The 20,357-nt window shown below is 40.7% G+C and carries 33 protein-coding genes; all 33 read left to right on the top strand.

The genetic code is table 11. From position 1 onward, the window contains the following. Positions 1-285, top strand: a 285-nt coding sequence (locus tag ACKVDP_RS12255; RefSeq protein WP_409229166.1) for an ERF family protein, incomplete at its 5' end; no start/stop codon positions are given. Between the two features lie 33 nt (positions 286-318). After that, on the top strand, positions 319-1,164 hold the full coding sequence (locus ACKVDP_RS12260) for a phage replisome organizer N-terminal domain-containing protein (protein WP_409229167.1): 846 nt from the start codon (positions 319-321) through the stop codon (positions 1,162-1,164). Further along, positions 1,076-1,864 carry an ATP-binding protein gene (locus ACKVDP_RS12265; RefSeq protein ID WP_409229168.1) on the top strand — a complete coding sequence of 263 codons (789 nt, stop codon included), beginning with the start codon at positions 1,076-1,078 and terminating at the stop codon, positions 1,862-1,864. The genes ACKVDP_RS12260 and ACKVDP_RS12265 overlap by 89 nt, the downstream gene beginning before the upstream one ends. 4 nt (positions 1,865-1,868) lie before the next feature. Next, positions 1,869-2,009 (top strand): hypothetical protein, encoded by a 141-nt coding sequence (locus tag ACKVDP_RS12270; RefSeq protein ID WP_409229169.1) that lies wholly within the window; start codon positions 1,869-1,871, stop codon positions 2,007-2,009. After that, entirely contained in the window at positions 2,002-2,253 is a 252-nt protein-coding gene (locus tag ACKVDP_RS12275; protein WP_409229170.1) for a hypothetical protein, read from the top strand. Before ACKVDP_RS12270 ends, ACKVDP_RS12275 begins: the two co-directional genes overlap by 8 nt. Beyond that, positions 2,240-2,551: a hypothetical protein gene (locus ACKVDP_RS12280; protein ID WP_409229172.1), complete on the top strand. Its 312-nt coding sequence runs from the start codon at positions 2,240-2,242 to the stop codon at positions 2,549-2,551. The genes ACKVDP_RS12275 and ACKVDP_RS12280 overlap by 14 nt, the downstream gene beginning before the upstream one ends. Continuing rightward, positions 2,517-2,663 carry a hypothetical protein gene (locus ACKVDP_RS12285; protein WP_409229173.1) on the top strand — a complete coding sequence of 49 codons (147 nt, stop codon included), beginning with the start codon at positions 2,517-2,519 and terminating at the stop codon, positions 2,661-2,663. The genes ACKVDP_RS12280 and ACKVDP_RS12285 overlap by 35 nt, the downstream gene beginning before the upstream one ends. After that, a complete protein-coding gene (locus tag ACKVDP_RS12290; protein ID WP_409229174.1) occupies positions 2,656-2,844 on the top strand; it encodes a hypothetical protein in 189 nt (62 codons plus the stop codon). Before ACKVDP_RS12285 ends, ACKVDP_RS12290 begins: the two co-directional genes overlap by 8 nt. A gap of 3 nt (positions 2,845-2,847) precedes the next feature. Next, the gene (locus ACKVDP_RS12295; protein ID WP_409229175.1) at positions 2,848-3,240 is read left to right on the top strand and encodes a single-stranded DNA-binding protein; all 393 of its coding nucleotides are present in this window, start codon (positions 2,848-2,850) and stop codon (positions 3,238-3,240) included. 30 nt (positions 3,241-3,270) lie between these two features. After that, positions 3,271-3,966 carry a DNA methyltransferase gene (locus ACKVDP_RS12300; RefSeq protein WP_409229176.1) on the top strand — a complete coding sequence of 232 codons (696 nt, stop codon included), beginning with the start codon at positions 3,271-3,273 and terminating at the stop codon, positions 3,964-3,966. Continuing rightward, complete coding sequence (locus ACKVDP_RS12305; RefSeq protein ID WP_409229177.1) at positions 3,966-4,220, top strand: hypothetical protein; 255 nt, start codon at positions 3,966-3,968, stop codon at positions 4,218-4,220. Before ACKVDP_RS12300 ends, ACKVDP_RS12305 begins: the two co-directional genes overlap by 1 nt. Positions 4,221-4,230: 10 nt before the next feature. Beyond that, on the top strand, positions 4,231-4,590 hold the full coding sequence (locus ACKVDP_RS12310) for a RusA family crossover junction endodeoxyribonuclease (RefSeq protein WP_409229178.1): 360 nt from the start codon (positions 4,231-4,233) through the stop codon (positions 4,588-4,590). After that, positions 4,590-4,775, top strand: a complete 186-nt coding sequence (locus ACKVDP_RS12315) for a hypothetical protein (RefSeq protein ID WP_409229180.1) — start codon at positions 4,590-4,592, stop codon at positions 4,773-4,775. Before ACKVDP_RS12310 ends, ACKVDP_RS12315 begins: the two co-directional genes overlap by 1 nt. A 4-nt stretch (positions 4,776-4,779) precedes the next feature. Beyond that, positions 4,780-4,956 (top strand): hypothetical protein, encoded by a 177-nt coding sequence (locus ACKVDP_RS12320; protein WP_409229181.1) that lies wholly within the window; start codon positions 4,780-4,782, stop codon positions 4,954-4,956. A 95-nt stretch (positions 4,957-5,051) separates the two neighbouring features. Then, positions 5,052-5,438: a hypothetical protein gene (locus ACKVDP_RS12325; RefSeq protein ID WP_409229182.1), complete on the top strand. Its 387-nt coding sequence runs from the start codon at positions 5,052-5,054 to the stop codon at positions 5,436-5,438. Beyond that, positions 5,435-5,848 (top strand): hypothetical protein, encoded by a 414-nt coding sequence (locus ACKVDP_RS12330; protein WP_409229183.1) that lies wholly within the window; start codon positions 5,435-5,437, stop codon positions 5,846-5,848. Before ACKVDP_RS12325 ends, ACKVDP_RS12330 begins: the two co-directional genes overlap by 4 nt. A 387-nt stretch (positions 5,849-6,235) precedes the next feature. Next, complete coding sequence (locus ACKVDP_RS12335) at positions 6,236-6,697, top strand: helix-turn-helix domain-containing protein (RefSeq protein WP_409229184.1); 462 nt, start codon at positions 6,236-6,238, stop codon at positions 6,695-6,697. Between the two features lie 4 nt (positions 6,698-6,701). After that, positions 6,702-7,358 carry an HNH endonuclease gene (locus tag ACKVDP_RS12340; RefSeq protein ID WP_409229185.1) on the top strand — a complete coding sequence of 219 codons (657 nt, stop codon included), beginning with the start codon at positions 6,702-6,704 and terminating at the stop codon, positions 7,356-7,358. A gap of 140 nt (positions 7,359-7,498) precedes the next feature. Continuing rightward, positions 7,499-8,398, top strand: a complete 900-nt coding sequence (locus ACKVDP_RS12345) for an HNH endonuclease (protein WP_409229186.1) — start codon at positions 7,499-7,501, stop codon at positions 8,396-8,398. A 183-nt stretch (positions 8,399-8,581) separates the two neighbouring features. Further along, a complete protein-coding gene (locus ACKVDP_RS12350) occupies positions 8,582-8,905 on the top strand; it encodes a hypothetical protein (protein WP_409229187.1) in 324 nt (107 codons plus the stop codon). Beyond that, a complete protein-coding gene (locus tag ACKVDP_RS12355) occupies positions 8,880-10,613 on the top strand; it encodes a terminase large subunit (RefSeq protein WP_409229188.1) in 1,734 nt (577 codons plus the stop codon). The genes ACKVDP_RS12350 and ACKVDP_RS12355 overlap by 26 nt, the downstream gene beginning before the upstream one ends. Positions 10,614-10,628: 15 nt before the next feature. Continuing rightward, positions 10,629-11,882 (top strand): phage portal protein, encoded by a 1,254-nt coding sequence (locus ACKVDP_RS12360; protein WP_409229189.1) that lies wholly within the window; start codon positions 10,629-10,631, stop codon positions 11,880-11,882. Further along, positions 11,863-12,471 carry an HK97 family phage prohead protease gene (locus ACKVDP_RS12365; RefSeq protein WP_409229190.1) on the top strand — a complete coding sequence of 203 codons (609 nt, stop codon included), beginning with the start codon at positions 11,863-11,865 and terminating at the stop codon, positions 12,469-12,471. The genes ACKVDP_RS12360 and ACKVDP_RS12365 overlap by 20 nt, the downstream gene beginning before the upstream one ends. Continuing rightward, positions 12,471-13,742 carry a phage major capsid protein gene (locus ACKVDP_RS12370; protein WP_409229191.1) on the top strand — a complete coding sequence of 424 codons (1,272 nt, stop codon included), beginning with the start codon at positions 12,471-12,473 and terminating at the stop codon, positions 13,740-13,742. Before ACKVDP_RS12365 ends, ACKVDP_RS12370 begins: the two co-directional genes overlap by 1 nt. A 209-nt stretch (positions 13,743-13,951) precedes the next feature. Then, positions 13,952-14,224: a hypothetical protein gene (locus tag ACKVDP_RS12375; protein WP_409229192.1), complete on the top strand. Its 273-nt coding sequence runs from the start codon at positions 13,952-13,954 to the stop codon at positions 14,222-14,224. Further along, positions 14,214-14,612, top strand: a complete 399-nt coding sequence (locus ACKVDP_RS12380; RefSeq protein WP_409229193.1) for a hypothetical protein — start codon at positions 14,214-14,216, stop codon at positions 14,610-14,612. The genes ACKVDP_RS12375 and ACKVDP_RS12380 overlap by 11 nt, the downstream gene beginning before the upstream one ends. Further along, positions 14,609-14,986, top strand: a complete 378-nt coding sequence (locus ACKVDP_RS12385) for a hypothetical protein (RefSeq protein WP_409229194.1) — start codon at positions 14,609-14,611, stop codon at positions 14,984-14,986. The genes ACKVDP_RS12380 and ACKVDP_RS12385 overlap by 4 nt, the downstream gene beginning before the upstream one ends. Continuing rightward, complete coding sequence (locus ACKVDP_RS12390; RefSeq protein ID WP_409229195.1) at positions 14,987-15,385, top strand: hypothetical protein; 399 nt, start codon at positions 14,987-14,989, stop codon at positions 15,383-15,385. It abuts the gene before it with no gap. A 3-nt stretch (positions 15,386-15,388) separates the two neighbouring features. Then, a complete protein-coding gene (locus ACKVDP_RS12395; RefSeq protein ID WP_409229196.1) occupies positions 15,389-16,213 on the top strand; it encodes a major tail protein in 825 nt (274 codons plus the stop codon). A gap of 3 nt (positions 16,214-16,216) precedes the next feature. Continuing rightward, positions 16,217-16,573, top strand: a complete 357-nt coding sequence (locus ACKVDP_RS12400; protein WP_409229197.1) for a hypothetical protein — start codon at positions 16,217-16,219, stop codon at positions 16,571-16,573. 225 nt (positions 16,574-16,798) lie between these two features. Continuing rightward, a complete protein-coding gene (locus tag ACKVDP_RS12405; RefSeq protein WP_409229198.1) occupies positions 16,799-18,655 on the top strand; it encodes a phage tail tape measure protein in 1,857 nt (618 codons plus the stop codon). Next, positions 18,652-19,017, top strand: coding sequence for a hypothetical protein (locus tag ACKVDP_RS12410; protein ID WP_409229199.1), 366 nt, complete (start codon positions 18,652-18,654; stop codon positions 19,015-19,017). Before ACKVDP_RS12405 ends, ACKVDP_RS12410 begins: the two co-directional genes overlap by 4 nt. Next, on the top strand, positions 19,014-20,327 hold the full coding sequence (locus tag ACKVDP_RS12415) for a hypothetical protein (protein WP_409229200.1): 1,314 nt from the start codon (positions 19,014-19,016) through the stop codon (positions 20,325-20,327). Before ACKVDP_RS12410 ends, ACKVDP_RS12415 begins: the two co-directional genes overlap by 4 nt. Positions 20,328-20,357 lie beyond the last annotated feature (30 nt).

A 20,357-nucleotide genomic window follows, 5' to 3' on the forward strand; every position in this document is an offset into this window, starting at 1 on the left:
TATTCAGAAAGATATTTTCTTCTTAAATGTTTAGGGTTACCCACAGACGAAGATGATCCGGATGCTAAAACACAAGCACAGCCAACAAATCAAGCTACCAATAAAAAACAACAATCACCTAAAAATAACCAGTCATTACTGCAACAGATGTATGAGTTGATTAAGGTCAAAGACATGGCGGAGGCAGCTGTAGACTACACCACACAACAGTTTAAGAAAAAGCATTCCAAGGAATTAACTGAGACAGAAATCAAGAAAACAATTGAATGGCTTAAGAGTCAATAATGGAGGGTTCAAACCCTCCTGGGAGGTGAGAAGTTGTCAGATGTAAAGTGGATTAAGATTACTACCAATATGTTTGAAGATGAAAAAATTGACTTTATAGAGAGTCTTCCTGAATCTGATGCCATCCTGGTGATCTGGATTAAATTGTTGACTCTTGCAGGTAAAGCCAATGCTAATGGGTTCATATTTTTAACAGAACAGATACCTTATACAGATGAGATGTTATCCCATAAATTTCGGAGGCCTTTAAGCACTGTTAAATTAGCCCTGAATACTTTTAAAAAGTTAGAAATGATTGATTATACCAACGATGGATTCTTGAGGCTCACAAACTGGGATAAACATCAGAACATTGAAGGGCTTGAGAAGATAAGAACACAAAACAGAATACGCAAACAAAGGCAAAGAGAAAAGGAAAAACTAGAAATTTTAGAGGGTGGTCACGTGACGTCACGTGACAGTCACGCAACAGAAGAAGAATTAGAAGAAGAATTAGAATTAGATAAAGAAGAAGATATTACTTCTAAGGTAGTAGACTTTTACAAAGATATGTTACCGGATTTACCTCAACCTAGAAAGATGACCAATAAGAGAAAAAAACATATTAAAGCAAGAATAAACGAATATGGCTTTGATGAAGTAATAGTAGCCTTACAAAAGATAAGAGATTCCGACTTTTTACAAGGGAGGAACGATAGAGACTGGAAGCCTGATATTGATTGGATCTTCAATGTAAACAACTTTGTGAAGGTCTTGGAAGGAAAGTATGACAACCGGAAAGGGGGAGAAAATGGATTCGCTGGAAACAATAGCACAAAGGATGATGCAAAAGATACACCGTGGGGAGATCTCAGTCACATCTACTACTCAGAAAATTGAATATGAGTGCGAAATCTGCAAGGATGAGGAATGGATCATTGACCAGGATACAAACTCAGCAAGACCTTGCAGATGCAGGGAGGCAAAATTATATAAAAGGATTATTGAGAGTTGTGGAATAACAGAGGCATTCCTACAAAAGACCTTTGATAATTATGAGGTTTTGAGCGAACCTACAAGAAGGATGCTCATTACTGCCAGGAAGTACGTTGAGAATTTTGACCTCATCAGGGACACGAAAAACAACAGCCTTGGATTGCTGGGTCAGGTTGGATCAGGTAAGACCCATCTAACAATAGCAGTAGCCAATGAGCTCATGAAAAAGAACATAGGGGTCAGGTATATGCAGTATAGGGAAGATCTTCCAAGGATCAAGCAGGTGGTCACATCCGAGATTGATTATAACAGAGAGATGAGCAAGTACAAAAATGCAGCGGTCCTGCTCATAGATGACCTATACAAGAACGCAATAGGCAAGGGTCCTTATGGTGAGTACCTGAATGAAGCGGACAAGCGGATAATGTTTGAGATTATAAATCACAGATATATCAAACAGCTGCCAATAATCATATCTTCCGAATGCAGTGCAATGCAGATTCTTGATTTGGATGAGGGGATAGGCAGCAGAATGATAGAGATGACCAAGGGACATATAGCTGAGATATCAGGCAAGGAACATAATTACAGGTTGAGGAGGTAGGAAGGTGGATGAGAAAACTAGGAAACACATTGATATTGTGGAGGAAGCTGTAAGGATAATGCGTGATTATCCTGAAATGACACATACAGAAGCGTTAGATAAGGCTAAAGAAGTATTGGGATATGAGGAGGGTGAAGATGATTAGATACCTGACAATTTACAAAAGATTGAGAAGGAAAGTTCATCACTTGGAAATACAAAACAGTGTATTCCAAGAGGTTATCGAAAACGCTAGACAATATGCGGAAGAGTTAAAGGCCCAGAATCAAGCCTTGAAAGATGCACTCAAAAAAGCAACAGCAGAGCCAGAGGTTGATTACTGGAAGACAGCACTTGATGAGGACATTGAGCAATACATTCTAAAGGAGGGAGAAGATGAGAACCTATGAAGAAATAGCCGCTGAAATTAGAAACCAGATAAATATTGGATTTGACCATGCAGATGGGAAAGATAAAACAGCACTAGTTTTTTATGATTCAGATGCCGAGATTATAATCCAAGCCCTTGAAAAGCAGTTAGCGAAGAAACCTGAAAGATTGAACGCATTTAGAAGTATAGGAAAGTGCGGAGGCTGTGAAAGAGTCATAAGCACAAGAACCGCAAGTGCATATTGTCAGTACTGTGGAAACAAAGTGGATTGGAGGAATGAGAATGAAACCAGAAGAAGCATTGAAAATAATTGGTGATTGGATTTCGGAACAGACAGAAGCAAGAAAATACTTCAAATGTGAGATATATGAGTTATCAGAAGCATTGATTGTGCTAAAAAATTTAGTCGAGGAGAGTATGGATGAATGAAACACACACTAAACACCTTAAACCATGGGGAGTATATCAATTCCCTTGGGGGATAGCAACCAAACACAGGAAGGGAGATTGGGATAGGGTGTTTATATCACTACAAGAAATAGATGTATCAAGGCTTGATGTAGTAGTGAACGATGATGGGATTTTAATAAAAGGAATTAGGGAGGAATAGACAATGAATCAAGTTATTCTTATAGGGAATTTAACACGTGATCCGGAAATGAAATACACACAATCAGGGCTAGCAATCACAAGATTTACCCTTGCACTCAACAGACCAAAAAAGGACGGACAAGACCAGGGGGCAGATTTCATCAACATAGTCACGTTTGGGAAATTAGCCGAGAATTGTGCTAACTATCTAGCAAAAGGCGGAAAGACAGCGGTATCAGGTAGGATTAATTCTGGAAGCTACGAGGACAAGGACGGAAAGAAGGTATATACAGTTGATGTAATTGCAAATAGCGTTGAGTTTTTAGAGTGGGGCGACAAGAAGGAATCATCAGGAACAGACTACTCCGACATAGATGGATTCCATCCCACCGATAATGACGATATACCTTTTTGATAAAAGGGGTTGAGATAAATGAGGCTCGAATTGAATAGCTACTACAATATGGATTGCATGGAAGGTATGAAGTTGATACCAGATAAATATTTTGATCTTGCTATAGTTGACCCGCCCTATTTCACGGGACCAGAAAAGAGGAACTATTATGGTAGAAGGGTCAGCCCCATAGGAGTGCAACGGAAATACAAACCATCCAAAGAGTGGGGTTTGCCTGACGATAGTTACTTTAAGGAATTGGTAAGGATTTCTAATAATCAGATAGTGTGGGGAATAAACTACTTTCCTACCACTGTATTGGATGGTAGCGGGCGTATAGTATGGGATAAAGTAAACGGAAGTTCATCCTTTTCAGATTGTGAGATAGCATACTGCAGCTACCACGACAGCGTGAGGATTTTCAGGTATATGTGGAATGGAATGATGCAAGGTAAATCAATCTCAGAAGATTCGGTTCAACAAGGCGATAAAGGGAAGAACGAAGTTAGAATACATCCTACTCAAAAGCCTATAAAGCTATACAAATGGTTATTGTATAACTATGCCAAAACAGGAGACAAGATACTTGATACTCATGTGGGGAGTGCATCATCACTAATAGCATGCCATGAAATGGGGTTTGAGTTTATGGGATTTGAAAAGGATGAAGTCTACTACAAAACATCATTGGATAGGTTGAACAAAGTAAGACGTCAGATTAGTATGTTCGATTTGGAGGCTTTATGATGGGAGATGTAATAGAAGTTGGGAAGTTCGTACCTTGTGATATTTGCAAGAGAAGACAAGCAACGTTACTGTGCGATATGCCGATTATGATAAATAAAAGTCTCCACCGGAAAAAGCCTGACGGAACGACTGACTATGAAAATAGCTTCAAAGAATACACTCAAACATGTGATAGGGAAATTTGCGAAAAGTGTGCCATTGAAGTAAATAGCGGGATTCATTTCTGTAAGATATGTTACTCAAAGCTAAAGTAGGAGGGTGTAAATGACTTATAAGATTATCATACCTGGTGAGATGCCAGGACTTAATAAAATTATCAAGGCAGGCAAAAGTCATTACCACGCTTACAACAAATTAAAAAAGGAAAATACACAGCTTGTTATATGGAGTGTAAAGAAATTGCCACAGATGGAAAAAGTCTACCTTAACATCACATGGTATAGCAAGAACCAGAGGCGGGACCCTGACAACATAGCGGCAGCTGTAAAATTTATATTTGACGGATTGGTGGAGGCGGGAGTAATCAAAAACGATGGATGGAAAGAAAATGCAGGATGGAGCAATACCTTTAAAGTTGATAGCAAGAATCCGAGGATAGAGGTTGAGATTGTGGAGGTGGAGTGATGATTAGAAAAGCATTATTGAGAATTGCAAGATGGATATATCAGTATTATGGAGCTACTGAACTATGCCATGATGATGTAATTGAATATTTAGGGGAGCAGTACAAGATATATTGCATAACTCAGACATATGGCGGTCAAAACAGGATAGAGCTTGTAGGCACTTCAACATATAGTAGGAGGTGATTTGATGGGAGTAAGTACATGGAGCCATGAAGATAATAAGTGGTTACTGGCAAATTATGAAACGCATACACTGGATGAAATGGTGGAGAAATTTCCACGGGCGACAAAGGAGACTATAACATCCAGGTATAGCACGTTGAAAAAGAGGAACCCATATCAAAAATGCAAGGTCAAGGGGTGATTTGCTTATAAAACAACAAGGGAGAATAACTGTAATTGCCTTGATATAGTCATAGAGAAGGATTGTCCATTTTACAAAGAAAAGGTAGGATGCCGATGATAGAGTATCAGGAGTTATATGCCAGCATCTGGAAACAGGCGGTACAAGATGATATTGACAGGGCTATAAAACACCTTACAGATAAGGGCAGGTGGGCTGCATTTGATGCTTACTGCCTCAAAGTGGATGAGGAAGATATATCCATAGAGGACAAGAGGTTCAAGAAAATATTTGCAGACATAAAAGCCTACTCAAAGTTTAAGGCGAGGAAGTTAGGGCCAAGAATCAAACAACTTGTATATGAAGAGGCCCAAGAGTGGCCTAACAACAAACAGTTAAACGTCATTGATCCAGAGTATAAAGATTTAATGGCAGAGTTAGAGCAAGAGGTCAAGGAATTTTCCGAAACGAGGATGCTGGGATTGTGGAGGAGGCTTAAATGAGAATAGAAAAATCAATATTCAGGTACATAGAGCATGAGATGTACTCATACAAATCAACCAAGAGAGAGCTGGCATTATGCAGGGAGGACATCATAGAGGGAACAGCACAGGTAGAGAAAGAGGGAAGTAGAGGGTCAACAATATCAGACCCGACAGGGGCTAAGTCAATAAAACTTGCAAGCTCAACCTTCCTGGCCAAGGCAGAGAGGACACTAAAAGCCATAGACAGAAGCCTTGATATATTGGGGGATAAGCACACGGAATTGTTCAAGCTCAGGTATTTGGAAGGCAGGCCATGGAGAGAGGTCTATCTTGAGATGAACATATCGGACAGGAGCTACTTCCGACTAAGAAGGGAATTGGTCATATCAGTAGGGCTTAATCTTGGACTACTAAGAGAAGATGATTAATTTTGGCAGTATTGTGGCACTTTTGAGAGTAAACCGTATGATACTATGATATTAGCGGAAAATATAAATAATCGAATCATCATATATACCTCCTTTTCTTTGGGGCCTATCACTGGGATGGGTCCCTTTAGTATGTCAATTATTCATAATTTATAGAGGCAACAAGTCAGTGAGTAGCGGGTGACTTCTACCTAAAACATGGGACCTTACTCGTAACACATTTCATGAAGGAGCAGTTGTCCATCAAGCTAAAAGTGGTGGAGAATGCACTGATTAAAAACTCAAGGATAGGGTTTAAATACAAGAAGCATATCCAACCTTGAAAGAGTGCAGGTTATAACTAGATGTGAAAGCTGACGAGTTGCAAATATTTTAGGTGGTGATAATGTGGCTAGGAGCAAATGGCCTATGGTAAGGGACAAACTAATACTTGTTGAAAAATGGTGCCGTGATGGATTATCCGAGGCCCAGATTGCCAAGAATTTAGGAGTGGCAATGTCAACATTCAGTGAATATAAAAACAAATATCCGGAATTAATGGATGCGTTAAAAAAGGGCAAAGAAGTTTTTATCACTGAAATAGAGAATGCCTTATCCAAGAGCGCTACAGGATTTTATTATGAAGAGGAAAAAACATACATCAGGTATGAGGATGACAAGGAAGTTAGGTATAAGGAAGTTGCAAAGAAATACCAGCCGCCTAATGTAGCCGCCTGTAGCTTATTGCTGAAGAATAAGGATAAGGATGATAAGGGTAAGACTAAATGGAGTGACAATCCAGGGAAATTGGATCTGGATAAAGAGGTCGCAGCATTCAATCAGGAAATGGAAAGAAAGAAGATATGGTGATGGTATGGATAAGCTTCATAAGTTCTATTGCACACAAGAATGGCGGGGCCTATCATACAACTCTAAGATAGCAGCAGGCGGTAAGTGTAACAGGTGTGGACATATAGCAGGTAAGATGTCGGAGTTGATAGGACACCACAAGATTGAGTTGACTGAGGACAATGTTGATGATCCAAACATATCGCTCAATCCTGAGAATGTAGAGGTTATATGTCAGCAATGTCACAACAAGGAGCACAGGAGATTTGGCAATAAGAAGAATGTATATATTGTGTACGGTAGTCCACTGTCAGGCAAGACAACTCTTGTTAAGGAGATCATGAGGCAAGGGGATATAGTATTGGATCTGGATGCCATATGGCAAGCTGTAACCTTACAGGAGGGGTACAATAAACCTAACAATGTGAGGTTCAATGTATTTAAGTTAAGGGATGAGTTACTGCAGCAGATCAAGACCAGGTATGGTAACTGGTATGATGCTTATATCATAGGTGGATATCCTGACAAGTATGAGCGGGAGAGGTTGGCCAAGAGTTTAGGAGCTGAGCTTATATACTGTGAGAGTACCAAGGAAGAGTGTATACAGAGGCTAGAGGATAGCGACAAGCCTGATAGGTGGTTGGAATATATCAACGATTGGTGGGATAAGTACAATGGATAATGTGGTAATATCAATGTTTATAGGGTATAATATAAGTGTAGGATAGATAAGGAAGTCATGAGCCTTATTGACAAGCAAGGCCTTCCGAGCCTTGTTTCCTACACAAGATAATCGGAGGACACTACGGAGGTGTATTTATTATGCTTACTAAAGAACAAAAGGATTTAGTTAAAGCTCTAAGAGAAGAAGATAAAGGTTATAAAGAAATAGCAGATATTTTAGGTTGTACAAAACAGGAAGTAAGAGAGTATTGTCGCAAGGGCGGACTGAGTGGATTTAGGTCTAGTGATTATCATGGGAGTAAAGAGACTAGAGAAAAGGGATTTAAAGACTTATTTGAAACTCATTATCCTGATTATGAATATCATTCAGGTTTTACCAATAGAGATAGTATGTTTAAATGTAAGTGTAAAAAGTGTGGCCATGTGCAGGAAAGAATGGCTTATTATGTTCAACCTAGTAAAGTAGATTATAATATTGTATGCGATGGCTGCAATGAGATAAAACGACTAAGGCAGTCAATACTTGATTTATTAGTAAGAGAACATAATCGGATGGTGAGAGAACAGAATAAATCCATCAGAGAAAATGAACGAATTGAAAAGAAAGAAAGATTAAAAGGATTTGTTTGTGATGAGTGTGGGACTTCATTTAATGCAGTTAATGTAAATCAAAAGTATTGTTCAGTGGAATGTTCTAACAAGCGTGACAATAGAATTAAAGATATAAACAGAAGGACAAGATTAAAAGAAAATGGCGGAGTTGATTGGAGTATATCTCTAACTAAGTTGATTAAAAGAGATAAGAACAGATGCCATATATGTGGTAGCAAGTGTAATAAGAATGATTACACAATGGATGAGCTTAATAATTTTATCGTAGGAGCTGACTATCCATCAATAGACCATGTGATTCCAGTAAGTAAAGGTGGTACACATACATGGGACAATGTAAAGTTAGCACATCACTATTGTAATAGTATTAAGAGTAACAATGAAGTGTATGAAGATAGAGAAGAAAGATTAAAGATGAGTATATGAGACAAGGTGCAATCCTTGTCTTTTATTATGCTATGGGATGTAGTAATTGCAATGGTTATGCCCCCCTTTAAAATTATTTTAAGTTAATTTTCGCAGACTGGGAGTGGGCCCTTTCTGCACACACACTGAAATTTTGACTTTTCGGTTGAGACTTTTCGAGAACATTTGAAGGCAGGTGAGATTATGAAAACTCCGGAATTATCAAAAGAGATTGAGCGGCTGAAAAGGGAATTTCCAGGAGCCGATGATAACAAACTCAATGCAATGGAGGCACTTATTGAACAAGCAGCTTATGAAAGATTGTACCTGCAAAAGTTGAATAAACAGGCGATGGAAACGGGCCTTGTACAGATACACCCTGAGAATGCATCATTGCAACGGGCATTGCCTGTATCAAATGCAATAGCCAAACATTCAGCAACCTTAACCAATATCATGGACAAGCTATTCAAACACCTGGCTGTAGAAATGGATGATGAAGATGACGGACTTGACGATTACGAATAAGCTATATAAAGAGTATCCTGAATCATATCTGCTCACTTACATCAAGAAGTGCAAGGAAGGGGAAATCCTTATTGGAAATGAACTCATGCAGATGCTTGATATACTGCTTGAGAACTTCCAGAATCCAGACTACAGGTATGACACGTCAGAATCAGATATAAGAATCAAATTTATTGAATCAGAGTGCAAACACTATGAGGCTCCCTTTGCTGGGAAGCCTTTTATTTTAACCTTAAGGCAGAAGGCTTATATTGAAACCTTGTATAGTTTTAAGATGTTTGACGAAGAATTGAATAAATGGGTTAGGCTGTTTCAAGAATCACTCCTGCTAATTGCCAGGAAGTGTGGAAAAACTCCTCTTGTTTCTGCAATGGTCCTTGCTGAGTGGTTTTGTGGAGAGTTGGGAACTAAGGCACTATGTTCATCCAATAACTATGAGCAGGCAGATCTTATGTTTCAGGCCATAGATGCAATGAGAGAGGAAAGCCCAAAACTTGCAAAAGTAACCAGGCGAAACATTAAGGGGATATACTTTGGGAATCCCAAGAATAGAAAAACGAAGGGGAAATTCAGCTACAGGAACAAGGGCAATATCCGGAAGATTTCAGCAAAGACCGGAGCCAAAGAAGGTAAAAATATTAAGGTTGGAGCAGTTGACGAGGTTCATGAACTGAAAGACAACTCTTCAATCATGCCAATAAGACAGGCTTTATCCACGCAGGATGAGCCTTTGTTTTTTGAAATGACAACAGAGGGATTTGAAGAAGGCGGCTACTTAGATGGCAGGCTAAGTGATGCAAGGAGGGTGCTTAAAGGCGAACTGGTTCGGCCTCGATGGTTGATATGGCTCCATACTCAGGATAATGAGGAAGAGATATGGCAAGATGAATCATCCTGGGTCAAGAGTAACCCAGACTTAGGGACCATCAAGAAAAAATCATTTGTAAGACAGATGATTGAAGAGGCAAAGACAAACTCAGCTACTAAGGCCTTTGTACTGGCCAAAGATTTCAATCTCAAGCAGTCAAGCGCTCAATCATGGCTTGATTTAAGCGATATTGTAAATCTGGAAACATTTGACCTGAAAGACTTTGCAGGATCCTTCTACATATCAGGCAATGACTTTGCAGAGACAACAGACCTTTGTGCATCAACTATACTACTTAAAAGGCCTAATGATAAAAAGATGTATATGCACACAAGGTATTGGATCCCTGAGAGTAAGTTACAGGACAGTCCTGATGATGTTGACTATCAAGCCTGGGCTAAGGCCGGATATATCACCATAGTCAAGGGGAATGTAGTTGAGAGCAGCATTATAGCCGATTGGCACTTTAAATTGTTGAAGGAATACGATTTAAAGCCATTTAAGTCAGGTTATGATAATAGATTCGCAAAAGATTTCCAGAACCGTTACATTGAGATATTCGGTGACAAGATTGCAATAAATATCCCGCAGAAGTTCGATGTGCTTAATGATCCAATGAGGACATTAGAGGCAGACATGCGTGATCACAATGTCAACTACCAGAATAACCCTGTATGTGAGTGGTGTTTCAAAAACACAGGGATCATACTCGATAAGGTTGGGCGAATAATGCCCGTTAAGATACACTCAACAAAACGTATAGACGGAACAGCAAGTAAAATAATAGCCTATACTACACTATCCTGGCATAGGTCAGAGTTTATGGCGATAGTAGGTTAAGGAGGGAGTGATTAAATGGGAGTATTAAACTATCTTAAAAGCGTACTACCGAGGTCACAAGCCTCACGGTATAAGCTCTGGCTTACAGACACGCAGCCGATATTCAGCAATTTTGGAGAGGACATATACTTATCGGATTTCGTCAATAATGCCATTGAAAGGGTGACTATGGAAGTCAGCAAGATTGAGTTGAAAAGCGTAGTTGAAAACAGAAGTGAGATAAGAGTACAAAATGATGATATTACAAGGCTTTTCAGATTCAAACCAAATCCACTACAGACCACAAGTGATTTTCTAGCCAATGTGGAGTGGATAAGGAGAAAAAAAGGAAATGTTTTTATCTATCCACAATACGAGATTGTGAGACTAAAGGATGGTAGGGAGTTTAAACGCTACATTTCCTTCTATCCACTGAATCCACAGTGGATAGAAATAGGGGTCAGGAATCAAACAGCCTGGGAGGTAAGGTTTTACTTTGAAGATGGGAGTAATTACACCCTGCCTTATGCAGATTTGATACACCTTAAATGGAGACGTGGAGGCAACACAGTTATTGGTGGCGGCGATGAACATGGGAATCTTAACAATTATGAGATAAAAAGAACCCTTGATGCCCTGGATAAAACAATTCAAGGGTTACCTAAAAGTATAGAGGCAAGCTTACAAGTAAAGGGAGTTTTCTCGGCCAAAACCATGGCTGATCAAGTGAAATTGAATCAGATAAGGGATGAGTTTGAAAAACATATTGTTACAAGTAGCAATGGAATGATAGCTACAGATCTGGCGGGGGAGTTTACTCCTGCAAAGATATCTACAGCTGATATTCCCGATAATGTTATGAAATTCCTAAAGGCAGTGATCCAGGAGAGATACGGAGTGAGCGCTGCAATACTATCAGGGGACTACACCGGAGAACAGCATTCAGCATTCTACCAGACAGCGATAGAGGAGTTTATAGTCCAATTTGAGCAGGCTGCAACAGCCTGTATATACACTCAAAGGGAAATGGATGTTGGACACAGGCTAAAAGCTTACTATTCAAAAGTACAATACATGGATTCAAAGAGCAAACTAGAACTTGCTAATCTGGCAAAGGAAACGGGAATAATGAATCTTAATCAAATAGGAGCAATGTTCGGGATTGAGCCATTCGAGGGAGGAAATCGAAGGTTGCAGTCCCTTAACTATGTCAATCTTGAAGATGTAGATAGTTACCAGAAGGGCAAGGCAGGAGTAAAGGAGGGAGAAAATGACAATCAAGAAGGATAGGGAACACAGGCTTATTGAAATAAGGGCTGTGGATAATGAAGAGAACAAGATGTTGATTGAGGGCTATGCCATTACGTTTGATAAGCCAGCAACCCATCAGTATGGCTCTAGGAAGTTTACGGAGACAATCAAGAGGGGAGCCTTAGACAAGACAGACATGAAGGATGTCCCTCTGAGATACAACCATAATGACACATGGCTTATCATGGCAAGAACAAGAAACAAGTCGCTTGAATTGATAGTTGATGATGTTGGGCTTAAGATCAGAGCTGAACTCCTGGACACACAGAGCAATAGGGATGCTTACATGGCGATTCAGGCAGGACTAATAGACAAGATGTCATTCGCTTTTAATGTGGCGGATGGCGGGGACACCTGGACATTTGGAGAAAACGAGACGACAAGAGAAGTAAATAGCATCGCTAAGTTGTGGGATGTGTCGGTTGTGGATACACCGTTCTACGATTCCACTTCTATATATGCTCGAAGCTTTGACTTACTGGAGAGTGAAGAAAAGCGGCTGGATAGCTTGAACGAGTTGGAAGTTGAAAGATTGAAACTAAAAATTAAATTTGGAGGGGACAAATAATGAGAGAAAAATTAATGAAACTTTTAAAAGCTAAGCAGGATGCAAGAGCAGCAAAGATGAAAGAAGTGGACAAGGCAACAGAAGTTGCAGAACTGAGATCACTTCAAGCAGCAGTGGAAGCGATTGACGAAGAAATTAGAAACATCCAATCCATGATTGACGAGCTGCCTGAAGAAGGAGAAGAAGGAGAAGAAGGACAATCTGAAAGAACTCTTGCAGTAAATGGAGAAATCCCAGGGGTTGTAGTAGCAAACAAGGAAGGCCAGGAAGCAAGGAAGTCGCCTAGCAAAGAGATGGAAACAAGACTGTCAGAGATTGCAGAAGAACTCAGAAGTGGTAAAGAAGTTACTCTGACTAAAGAGGTCCAGGACTTCTTGGAGCAAAGGGCAGTTGCAACTACTAACATCATGCTTGAAAACAAGTATAAGAGAGATGTTGCTGACAACTTTAATCAAGTTGCTCAGACTATCGACCTTGTAGACGCATTCAGCCTAGAGGGTGGAAACTCATATGAGGTAGCATTCCAGATTACTGATGGAGATGCAGATTATACAGCAGAAGCGGACGTTTACACTAATGATGAGGGTACTTTTGGCACTAACTCAACCGGTAGGGCTAAAATTACCAACAGCGCCATTGTAAATGAGGAAGTAATCGAACTTCCAAACGCTGATTACCTAAACAGGATAGTCAACAGTGTAAGAAAGTCCATCAGAAAGAAAATGAGTAATCAGATAATTGCAGGTATAGGCGGAGCCAATCAGCTTAAGGGAATATATTCATCACCTGCTACTGTAATGCCATTGACATACAAGGCAGAAATATCTGCTATAGATGCGGATACTTTGAGGACAATAGTGTTTGCCTATGGTGCTGATGAAGATGTTGAAAGCCCAGCAACTCTATTCCTGAACAAAGTTGACCTTGCAGCATTCGCAGCAGTTAAGGCTAGTGATGGAAGACCTTACTACAAGATAAGCTATGATGGTGCAAGTGGAGTTATTGAAGAAGAAGGACTGAGAGTACCTTATACAATCAATAGCGCTTGTAATGCGCTGTCAGCTGATGCGACTGTGGTAGGTACTATGACCATGGTTTACGGAGCACCTACGAACTATGAACTTCCAATGTTCTCACCACTGACAATCAAGAGGTCAGACGATAGATACATTGAAAAAGGACAAGTTGGGTTCTTTGGTAAGGTCATAGCAGGTGGAGTTGTTAACAAGTACAAAGGATTCCTTCCTGTTGAGAAGGTAGCAGCAGTTTAAGAGGTGATGACATATCAATGTTAAGGTAATCAAGAGATATAAGGACAAACATACAGGGAAGATGCATGAAGCCGATGAAGTGCTGACAATATCCCAGAAGCGGGTTGAGGAAATAAACTCAACCCCTTTAGGGGTTTTTGTGGAGCCACTCCCTGAGGAAAAGAAGCCTAAGAAAAAGAGTAAGAAAGATAAATAAAGTGGGTGATTAAATGGCATTAATTGATGATGTGAAACTAAGGCTTGGGGTGTATTACTCCGAGGCAAACAAAGATACAGAGATTCAAGGGATGATAGATGGAGCCATTGACTACTTCAAAGGGGCTGGGTGGGAGATTGACGCTCTTACTCCTACTCCATTGGCAAAGGAGGCTATTGTCCTCTATTGCAAGATGGCACAATCAACAGACCCTGCACTACTTGTTAATCACCCGGTACTAATGTCATTTATAGCCCAAGGCAGGGTGGTTGTTGATGAAACTTAATCCTAATACACCCATAAAGCTATATGCCAGACAATCAACTTATGTACCGGGAGAAGGTAACACCACACAATGGATGCAGATTACAAGCGGGGCATTTGAAACTTACTATTGTGAATGGACAGGATCCTTTGGAGACCGGGCAATGTCAGCTGAATCTCTAGGGGTCAAGGATTCAGCAACAATCAGGATGACATATAACCCCGACATATATGAGAAGCTTAGAACGGTCAGGGTCCTTATCATCAAGAACGCTGACACATCCGGCATAGTAGAGGGTGAACCTGACAAGAACAATCCCAATGTGTATGAATTATGGGGTGGGGTTGACAATGTGAAGGAAGAGAACCAATTCCTGGAATTTAGAGTAAGGAGGTATGAGGGCCTATGATAAAAGCATTAACACAGACTACCCTTGATACCTCCCTCTATCCTCTAGGGATACATTCCCACGAGCAAAGAAAGTCCGGCCCTGACACAGATGAGTATATAGTCTATAGCCTGGCAGGAGATGGAGAAGAAGACCACGCAGATGATGAAGCCCTTACAAAGTCAGCAGAGATAACCGTCAGGTACTACTACCGGGCAGACATGATTGAGACATCAGCAGGCAGGGCAAGGGTCAGACAGATTGAAGACATCATAGAAAGCTCTATGTATGCGGAAGGATTCAGTTTACCATTCGGTCATTTTGACGGAGGGGATGTTGATGACATAGGGTATCTCGTCACGGTATTTGATTTTGAGTATTGGCGGGTGGTTTAGATGGGCAAATGGTCGGATTTTTCAGGAGTAATGTTGACACCCGAGATGTTTGAGGATGCCATCTCAGACATACTTGAAGAATATGGTGATGTAGTATACAACATGACAGAAGAAGGCCTGACAAAAGCTGAAAAGGTATTAATCAAAAACCTAAAAGTGGCAAGCCCTAAGAAAACAGGCAAATTTGCAAAGAACTGGAAGGGAAAGGGCAAGAAATATAAATTGAGAAGGTTTGTGGGAAATACAACAGTAGTAGAAGGCAAATCCGGGGATATAGCCCTGGCGAACATATTTGAGTATTCCACAACTAGAGGAAAGCCATTTATAAAGGCTACCTTTGAAAAGAGTGTGCCTGAGATGGCCCAAGTGATAGTTGATGAGATTAAGAAGGGAGTGTAGTTTATGAGCGGAAATAAAGTTAAATATGGATTGAGAAACGTCCACTATTCAAAGATCACTGAGAATAATGGAGTAGTGAGCTTTGCAACACCTATTCCAGTGCCAGGAGCTGTAAACTTAGTACAAAACGCATCAGGTGATCCAGTGGTATTCCACGCTGATGATATGTCATATTTTGAGGAGAACACCAACAACGGATATGAGGGTACTCTTGAGATGGCTCTTATCCCAGACCAATTCAGGGTGGATATTTTCGGCGAAGAGTTTGATTCCAATGGTGCCTTGATAGAGAATGCGGATGCCAAAATGAGCAAGTTTGCGCTGATGTTTGAGTTTGACGGAGATGCTAAAAAGACAAGGCATGTAATGTATTATGTAACGGCCTCAAGACCTAATGTAGAGGGCAGCACAAAGACCACTACAAAAGAGCCTAAAACTGAGACAATGAATATCACTTCAAGGCCTGCACCAGACACAAGGGACGTCAAGGCAAAACTACACCAAGACCAAACAGGGTATGACACATTCTATACAGCGGTGTATGTAAAGAATGCTGTAAGCAACACAGTAGCATCCAGTGCGGAATCCTTCAGCAAGGCGGCACCGGCTGACCTTACTATAGATTCAACCTCCACCGATGCAACAAACGAGGTAATAAACGTCAAACTTGATGGAGCAAATATTGGAGGAGCTTATCTGACTGTAGCAGGCGCTGATGTGACCATAGACCAATCCTACATTGCAGGACTTGAAAATGGAACATATACAGTAACAGTAGAGTTTATGAAGGGTAATGCGGTTACAGTTGAATTGACAGTAGGAGCGTAATTTATGGAAAAGATAATGACAATTGATGGTAGGCAGGTCAAATTTAAGAGTACCGCTGCATACCTATTAAAGTATAAGGCACAGTTTGGTAGAGATGCCATCCAGGATCTTGTGAAGGTACTTGAATCGGTAGACAGCAAGACAAAGGAAATCAAGGACATCTCAGCTCTTGACCTGGGTGTCTTCTATGACATGGTATGGGCATTGGCAAAACAGGCAGACCCTACAATCCCGCCTCCAATGGAGTGGCTTGATGGGTTCGACACATTCCCATTACTGGATAAGGAAAACTTCCCGGTATGGTTAGAGATGATTCAAAGCTCATTTTCAAGCAGTGTAAAAAGTAAAAAAAAAGCATAGGTAACGACGATACCTCTTTTGAGTTGACTACTGAGATATTAATCATCAGGGCGCTTGAAAGGGGTTTATCGTTATCTGACTTTAGTGAAATGACAATAGGCATGATAATTGATTTTATCGTTACTTACAACAATGAAAACTCTAAAGATGAAGATAACACCGATGAAGAGGTAAGGGTTGCAAATCAAAGCGATTTCGATCGCTTTTAAAGGCAGGTGAAAATACATGGCCAACAAAATAAAAGGTTTGACTATAGAAATAGGCGGCGAAACTACCAAGCTTGTTAAATCCATGGGTGAGGTCAACAAACACTCCAAAGATTTGTCTTCTGAGTTGAAGCAGGTTGACCGGCTATTGAAATTGGATCCAAAAAACACTGAGCTTATCGCACAGAAACAAAAAATACTTGCAGACTCTGTGACTACTACCAAGGATAAACTTGAGCAGCTTAAAGAGGCAGAGAAGCAGGTGCAGGAGCAGGTCAAAAAAGGCGAAGCTTCAGAAGAGCAGTACAGGGCGCTTCAACGGGAGATTATAAAGACTGAGGAAGAACTAAAAAAAGTAGAACAGGCGGCTAAGGACTTTGGCGGCAATCTAACACAAAGCCTTAAAAATGCTGGGGAAGACATGAAGGCTTTTGGTGGAAAAGTGTCTGATGCGGGAAACAAAATGATGCCCTTATCGACTGCAGCCGTTGGCGCGCTTGGTGGGATAGTTGCCCTGGGAGTAAAAGCGGGGCAATCTGCAGATGAAATAAACACTCTTTCAAAGCAAACAGGTTTATCAACTGAGGAAATTCAAAAATTTCAGTACGCATCGGAGCGGATTGATGTCCCACTAGAAACATTAACAGGGTCAATGGCAAAGCTCACTAAAAACATGGGTATGGCCAAAGGCGGAACAGGGGCAGCATCTGATGCCTTCAAACAGCTTGGGGTTGATGTTAAGGATAATCTTACTGGTGAGTTGAGGGACAATCAAGAAGTGTTTGACGAAGTTATCCAAAAATTAGGTGAAGTCGCAAACGAAACCGAAAGAGATTCGATTGCAATGGAAATCTTTGGACGGTCAGCCCAGGACTTAAACCCTTTAATTCTAGGTGGGGCGGATGCACTTAAACAATTAGGGGATGAAGCGGCAGAAGCGGGATTAATTTTGTCGCAAGAAGCCCTCGATAGCGCAAATGAGTTTAATGATTCCATTGATAAGTTAAAAGCTACGGCCACAGGTTCTTTTGCAGCACTAGGAACAGAAATTGCCAACATGTTGACTCCAATGATTGAAGATCTGGCAGTCGTAGTAGAAGGCGCACTTGAATGGATAAGGAACCTTGACGAAGGACAAATTAAGATGATAACTACGATAATTGCTGTTGTAGCAACAATAGGGCCATTATTAGTGATTATTGGAAAGGTAATCACAGTTGTTGGGACAATCACGTCTGCTTTGCCGGTATTAGGCGCAGCATTCACCGCTCTGGCTGGCCCAATAGGTATAGCCATTGCAGCAGTGGCAGCCATTATTGCCATAGGAGTGGCACTGTATAAGAATTGGGATGAGGTTAAGGCAGCGGCCAAACAGTTATGGGAGTCAATAAAACAACGATTCAACGAAATTAAAGAAGCTATCACTAAACCTATTAATGAAGCGATGGACACATTAAGAAACATTAATCTCTATGACGTGGGAAAGAATATCATCAATGGGTTGATTAATGGTGTAAAGGCTATGATAGGCAAGGTAAAGGATGCCATAGGCAGTGTTGTAGATACAGTTACAGGTGGAGTAAAAAAAGCTTTAAGGATTCAATCACCTTCAAAGGTTATGGAGGAGATGGGCGGTAATGTCAGTGAGGGATTCGCAGTAGGAATTAAGAAGAATCTCATGAATGTACAAAGACAAGCCAATGAGATGTTAAACGCAACCATGGCAGGAGCTAACATTTCATCCCAATCAGGGGCTTCAGGAGGATCTATGTTACATTCCGGAACTATAAGAGTTGAAGGTGTTAATAACGCAGGAGAGCTCACTGCAGTAGTAGATATAGTGATGGATCAGTTAAGGAGGGAGATCAGGACATGATAAAGCTTGTAGAATTAGATGGCACTGACCTCTCCACGGCTATTAGGAATTTATCGCCTATTTATTACAAAGGAATCAGAGTTGAGAATGAATTACTTGATGGTACTACCCACCTTCAAATAATAGGGGACCCTCAACCATACAGAGTGTTTGAGGTACTTGTAACTGAATCACAGGCGGCAAGGTTAGGTGAAATCCATATGACAGGAGAAAAAGCCAAATTAATTGTTGATGATAAATATTACACGGGATTCACAACTCAGCCATCTTGGGAGCGTATAACACCAAGATATAGGGATCAAAACAGAATATGGTATACAAGTAGTATTACTTTATCAATCACTGAGGAGGGGTCTATATGAGAAATGTAGACCCCGTACTGTCTAATAAATTAAACTCGCAATACCAAACAAAAGCAAACAACGCACAACCTAAAATGTCAGTGGCGATTGCAAGGGCAAGAAACACCGTCAGCGATAGTAGCTATTGGGTTGTGGAAACTATAAGACAAAAGACGGGACTTGGGGATGTATCAGTCGCTCCACGAAGGCAAAAGGTCACAGGCCCACCGAATAGAATATATGAAATCCACGTCAATGACGGAGTGGTAGGGACATCCATCAGGGAGTACCCGGACAAGTTCAAGGACGGATGGGTTGATCAATTTGATGTTGGCGCAGGTTCATCGGTTGCCATTGCCTTTGATGGTGAATGGGAGAGGTACAGGAATCTATGGAGGCTTGTCGCCCACGAAAAGCCATGGATTTTTTGGGTTGATAATACAGGGGTACTTTGGGCGCAACTGTGGGATGATACAGGCACAAAGCAACAACTTGCCACAGGTGTTGTTTATTGCAGGGCAATAAGGGCTTGGAAGAACCTCAACATGGCAGACAAGGACCAGGGCATTGTAGTCGGATATATTAAATCTGATGGTAAGGTCTACTATAGAAATTATTGTCAATTACTGGACTTGTCCTATACATGGGAGCCTGAGAGACAGGTTGCTGAGTTTACAGGTACAGCTTTGAGTTTGAACCTATTTATTACCAACGACTACCGGATGGGATTTGTTGTAGAAGATTCGTTTAACGATATTTACTGGTATATCACTGACAGAAATTGGGCAGGGATGGCAATAGCTGCGGAAAGCGTGACAGTGGCGCCCGCAGAATTAAAGGTTGAATTGATACCGATAGATTACATCGGAGCCTACACGCAAGAGACAATATCAGCAGTGCCCGCAGAATTAGGAGTTACTCTACTTTACGCAGATACAGACAATGATTTTATGGCATTGAACGCACCTAAGACCATGCTTGATGAATTTAATGAACCTTATGATGATTGGGGATGGTTTATTGATTTAACTATTGACCATCCTATACCAAGTCTTACCCTGGCAAATGTAACTGTAACAAATCTTGATAACAGCACGGTAATTCAGATGACAAGCATTGAGAAGGTGGACGACTTAAACTATAGGCTTCACGTTTCCGATGTGGTGGAGAGTGGCTTGAACAATGTTTATGGAGACATACAGGTAGACATCACAGGAGCAATCAACCCGGCAGGTTATACCTATATAAACATGACACACACATTCACACCTATTAATCTAATCCCAACGTTTATACCATTGCCGGAAGTAGAGGTGATATTCAATGAGTAAGGGGCAAGGACAAAAAATAACAGTCAAATT

Origin of the sequence: Gudongella ferriphila (genome assembly GCF_046224405.1) — a bacterium.
Lineage (GTDB): Bacteria > Bacillota > Clostridia > Tissierellales > Tissierellaceae > Gudongella.